Consider the following 5,361-nt stretch of genomic DNA (forward strand, 5'->3'; position numbering starts at 1 on the left):
AGTTACCGGTGTCGAGCGAAGTTTTTTTCTATGGTTGAAGCCGTTACTATGACTGTGATTCAGGGATTTTGAAAAATATTTTGTGAAAAGGTGTTGACTTTTCTTGCGGTATTCCGTATATTGATAAATGCGCGGTTGAGAGCGAAAGCGACTCGAAAGCGCCCCGAACCTAGACAAAGAAATAGTTTGAGAGACAGAAACCAGACCCTTGTTAATTCAATTAACAAACCAAAGTCTGTTTCTACTTGACAAAGAGTGTAACTCAAGTCGGAAGAAATAGCAATAGAAAAGAGCCGAAACTTATAAATTGGTTATTTTTAACACAATGGAGAGTTTGATCCTGGCTCAGGATGAACGCTGGCGGTATGCCTAACACATGCAAGTCGAACGGAGTTCTTCGGAACTTAGTGGCGGACGGGTGAGTAACACGTGAGAACCTACCTTCAGAATGGGGACAACAGTTGGAAACGACTGCTAATACCCAATGTGCCGAAAGGTGAAAGATTTATCGTCTGAAGATGGGCTCGCGTCTGATTAGCTAGATGGTGGGGTAAGAGCCTACCATGGCAACGATCAGTAGCTGGTCTGAGAGGATGAGCAGCCACACTGGGACTGAGACACGGCCCAGACTCCTACGGGAGGCAGCAGTGGGGAATTTTCCGCAATGGGCGAAAGCCTGACGGAGCAATACCGCGTGAGGGAGGAAGGTCCTTGGATTGTAAACCTCTTTTATCAGGGAAGAAGTTCTGACGGTACCTGATGAATAAGCATCGGCTAACTCCGTGCCAGCAGCCGCGGTAATACGGAGGATGCAAGCGTTATCCGGAATTATTGGGCGTAAAGCGTCCGTAGGTGGTTATGCAAGTCTGCCGTTAAAGAATGGAGCTTAACTCCATAGGAGCGGTGGAAACTGCAAGACTAGAGTACAGTAGGGGTAGCAGGAATTCCCAGTGTAGCGGTGAAATGCGTAGATATTGGGAAGAACATCGGTGGCGAAAGCGTGCTACTGGGCTGAAACTGACACTGAGGGACGAAAGCTAGGGTAGCGAAAGGGATTAGATACCCCTGTAGTCCTAGCCGTAAACGATGGATACTAGGCGTGGCTTGTATCGACCCGAGCCGTGCCGAAGCTAACGCGTTAAGTATCCCGCCTGGGGAGTACGCACGCAAGTGTGAAACTCAAAGGAATTGACGGGGGCCCGCACAAGCGGTGGAGTATGTGGTTTAATTCGATGCAACGCGAAGAACCTTACCAAGGCTTGACATCCCTGGAATCCTGCGGAAACGTGGGAGTGCCTTAGGGAGCCAGGAGACAGGTGGTGCATGGCTGTCGTCAGCTCGTGTCGTGAGATGTTGGGTTAAGTCCCGCAACGAGCGCAACCCTCGTTTTTAGTTGCCATCATTAAGTTGGGCACTCTAGAGAGACTGCCGGTGACAAACCGGAGGAAGGTGGGGATGACGTCAAGTCATCATGCCCCTTACGCCTTGGGCTACACACGTACTACAATGGTCGGGACAACGGGCAGCGAGCTCGCGAGAGTAAGCGAATCCCATCAAACCCGGCCTCAGTTCAGATTGCAGGCTGCAACTCGCCTGCATGAAGGAGGAATCGCTAGTAATCGCAGGTCAGAATACTGCGGTGAATTCGTTCCCGGGCCTTGTACACACCGCCCGTCACACCATGGGAGCTGGTCACGCCCGAAGTCGTTACTCTAACCTTAGGGAGGAGGGCGCCGAAGGCAGGGCTAGTGACTGGGGTGAAGTCGTAACAAGGTAGCCGTACCGGAAGGTGTGGCTGGATCACCTCCTTTAAGGGAGACCTTTACCCCTTCATCTTGAAAGCAAAGTGCAAATAGAGAGAAGTTGGTCAACCAAAAGGTCGAGCAAGGGATTAACCGAGAGGTTAAAGAGTAGAAGTCTTTCAAACTATTGCCTAGGCGAGGTAAAAGGCAAGGGCTATTAGCTCAGCTGGTTAGAGCGCACCCCTGATAAGGGTGAGGTCTCTGGTTCAAGTCCAGAATGGCCCACCTAACCAAAAAAGCCAAAGAGAAGGATAAACCCTTCAGCATCCTGTCTGATGAGAGTCAGAGGGAATGCTGGATGTAAGTCCAGTAAGGACCTTGAAAACTGCATAAAGAAAAGAGAAAGCAGGGAAAATCTTGCTCTTCCTAACCGTTTTGATGTTAACCACAAGGCTTTTGGCTGAGTGTGAGACTGAAGGGCGGTGAAGGTAGGGGGAAAGATGATCCTAGTTAGCAAAAAGAAGATCTTAAAAAGGTCAAGCTACAAAGGGCTAACGGTGGATACCTTGGCACACAGAGGCGAAGAAGGACGTGGTTACCGACGAAACGCTTCGGGGAGCTGGAAACAAGCATTGATCCGGAGGTGTCCGAATGGGGCAACCCAAGTGAACTACCCGCTGAATAAAATAGGCGGGAGAGAGCAAACCTAGTGAACTGAAACATCTTAGTAGCTAGAGGAAAAGAAAACAAAAGTGATTCTCCAAGTAGCGGCGAGCGAACGGGGAACAGCCTAAACCAATCTTTTCGAAGATTGGGGTCGTGGGACAGCAACGTGGACTGAGTAGATTAGACGAAGCAGCTGAAAACTGCACCAGAGGAGGTGAAAGTCCTGTAGTCGAAAATTGAATCAGCCTAGCTGTATCCCGAGTAGGTCGGAGCTCGTGGAATTCCGATTGAATCAGCCGGGACCACCCGGTAAGGCTAAATACTACTGTGTGACCGATAGCGTAAAGTACCGCGAGGGAAAGGTGAAAAGAACCCCGTTGAGGGGAGTGAAATAGAACATGAAACCGTTAGCCTACAAGCAATGGGAGCTCGATTAAACGAGTGACCGTGTGCCTGTTGAAGAATGAGCCGGCGACTTACAGGTTGTGGCAGGTTAAGGTGTGTTGCACCGAAGCCAAAGTGAAAGCGAGCCTGAATAGGGCGTTAGTCACAATTTGTAGACCCGAACCCGGGTGATCTAACCATGGCCAGGATGAAGCTTAGGTAACACTAAGTGGAGGTCCGAACCGACTAATGTTGAAAAATTAGCGGATGAGCTGTGGTTAGGGGTGAAATGCCAATCGAACCCGGAGCTAGCTGGTTCTCCCCGAAATGTGTTTAGGCGCAGCGGTTGTAAAGTCAACTTGGGGGGTAAAGCACTGTTTCGCTGCGGGCGGCGAGAGCTGTACCAAAGTGAGGCAAACTCAGAATACCCAAGAAGAAACGACCAGTAAGACGGTGGGGGATAAGCTTCATCGTCGAAAGGGAAACAGCCCAGACCACCAGCTAAGGTCCCCAAATCATCACTAAGTGAGAAAGGAGGTGGGAGTGCATTGACAACCAGGAGGTTTGCCTAGAAGCAGCAATCCTTAAAAGAGTGCGTAATAGCTCACTGGTCAAGCGCTCCTGCGCCGAAAATGAACGGGGCTAAGTGATGTACCGAAGCTGTGGACTCAGATATGAGTGGTAGGGGAGCGTTCTGTATAGGGTGAAGCACTAGCGGCAAGCAGGTGTGGACAGTACAGAAGTGAGAATGTCGGCTTGAGTAGCGAAAATATGGGTGAGAATCCCATACCCCGAAATCCTAAGGGTTCCTCCGGAAGGCTCGTCCGCGGAGGGTTAGTCAGGACCTAAGGCGAGGCCGAGAGGCGTAGTCGATGGACAACCGGTCAATATTCCGGTACTGATTATAGATTGTGGCGGGGGACGGAGAAGGCTAGTGCAACTGGAAGTTGGTTACCAGTCCAAGCATTCGAGGCGATGAGAGACGGCGAAAACGTCTTGAGCAGAGGTGTGATGGGGAGTCTCTACGGAGACGAAGTGCATGATGTCAAGCTTCCAAGAAAAGCCCGAACCACGTTAATTTATAGTCACCTGTACCCGAAACCGACACAGGTAGGAAGGTAGAGAATACTAAGGGGCGCGAGGTAACTCTCTCTAAGGAACTCGGCAAAATTACCCCGTAACTTCGGGAGAAGGGGTGCCTCCAGCAATGGAGGTCGCAGTGAATAGGCCCAGGCGACTGTTTACCAAAAACACAGGTCTCCGCAAAGTCGTAAGACGCAGTATGGGGGCTGACGCCTGCCCAGTGCCGGAAGGTTAAGGAAGTTGGTCAGGGAGTAATCCTGAAGCTAGCGACTGAAGCCCCGGTGAACGGCGGCCGTAACTATAACGGTCCTAAGGTAGCGAAATTCCTTGTCGGGTAAGTTCCGACCCGCACGAAAGGCGTAACGATCTGGGCACTGTCTCGGAGAGAGGCTCGGCGAAATAGGATTGTCTGTGAAGATACGGACTCCCTGCACCTGGACAGAAAGACCCTATGAAGCTTTACTGTAGCTTGGAATTGGGTTCGGGCTTTGCTTGCGCAGGATAGGTGGGAGACTATGAAGTTGCTCTTGTGGGAGTAATGGAGTCAACGGTGAGATACCACTCTGGTGAGGCTAGAATTCTAACTTGTTCCCGTTATCCGGGAGAAGGACAATTTCAGGTGGGCAGTTTGACTGGGGCGGTCGCCTCCTAAAAGGTAACGGAGGCGCGCAAAGGTTTCCTCAGGCTGGTTGGAAATCAGCCGAAGAGTGTAAAAGCAGAAGGAAGCTTGACTGTGAGACTGACAAGTCAAACAGGGACGAAAGTCGGCTTTAGTGATCCGACGGCACTGAGTGGAAGGGCCGTCGCTCAACGGATAAAAGTTACTCTAGGGATAACAGGCTGATCTCCGCCAAGAGTTCACATCGACGCGGAGGTTTGGCACCTCGATGTCGGCTCATCGCAACCTGGGGCGGTAGTACGTCCCAAGGGTTGGGCTGTTCGCCCATTAAAGCGGTACGTGAGCTGGGTTCAGAACGTCGTGAGACAGTTCGGTCCATATCCGGTGTAGGCGTAAGAGTATTGAGAGGAGACTTCCTTAGTACGAGAGGACCGGGAAGTACGCACCTCTGGTGTACCTGTTATCGTGCCAACGGTAAACGCAGGGTAGCCAAGTGCGGAGTGGATAACCGCTGAAAGCATCTAAGTGGGAAGCCCACCTCAAGATGAGTACTCTCATGGTGTTAAGCCAGTAAGGTCACGGGAAGACTACCCGTTGATAGGCTCTAGATGGAAGTCCAGTAATGGATGAAGTCGAGGAGTACTAATAGACCGAGGGCTTGACCTTTATTCTTCATTTTTCTTTCTCTTTTCTTGTGCAGTCTTCTGGGTTTCTTCTCAGCAAAACCCAAAAATCTTTCTTGGTGTCTTTAGCGTCATGGAACCACTCCGATCCCATCCCGCACTCGGTTGTGAAATGTGACAGCGGCGACGATACTCTGGGGGTTGCCCCACGGCACAATAGTCCGATGCCAAGTTCCTCTTTCTT

The 5,361-nt window shown here is 50.9% G+C and carries 1 tRNA gene and 3 rRNA genes; all 4 read left to right on the forward strand.

What is annotated here, in order from left to right:
- Positions 1-322 precede the first annotated feature (322 nt).
- The 4 genes from H6G46_RS18265 to rrf all read left to right on the forward strand — a co-directional run bounded on the left by H6G46_RS18265 (position 323) and on the right by rrf (position 5,350).
- Positions 323-1,811: ribosomal RNA gene (locus H6G46_RS18265) — 16S ribosomal RNA — on the forward strand.
- A gap of 142 nt (positions 1,812-1,953) precedes the next feature.
- A tRNA-Ile gene (locus H6G46_RS18270) sits at positions 1,954-2,027 on the forward strand.
- A 249-nt stretch (positions 2,028-2,276) separates the two neighbouring features.
- Positions 2,277-5,160, forward strand: a 23S ribosomal RNA gene (locus H6G46_RS18275).
- 72 nt (positions 5,161-5,232) lie between these two features.
- A 5S ribosomal RNA gene (rrf, locus tag H6G46_RS18280) occupies positions 5,233-5,350 on the forward strand.
- The 16S, 23S and 5S rRNA genes sit together here with 1 tRNA gene alongside, the layout of an rRNA operon.
- Positions 5,351-5,361: the final 11 nt, after the last annotated feature.

It is taken from the genome of Synechocystis sp. FACHB-908, assembly GCF_014698595.1.
Classification (GTDB): domain Bacteria; phylum Cyanobacteriota; class Cyanobacteriia; order Cyanobacteriales; family Microcystaceae; genus Synechocystis.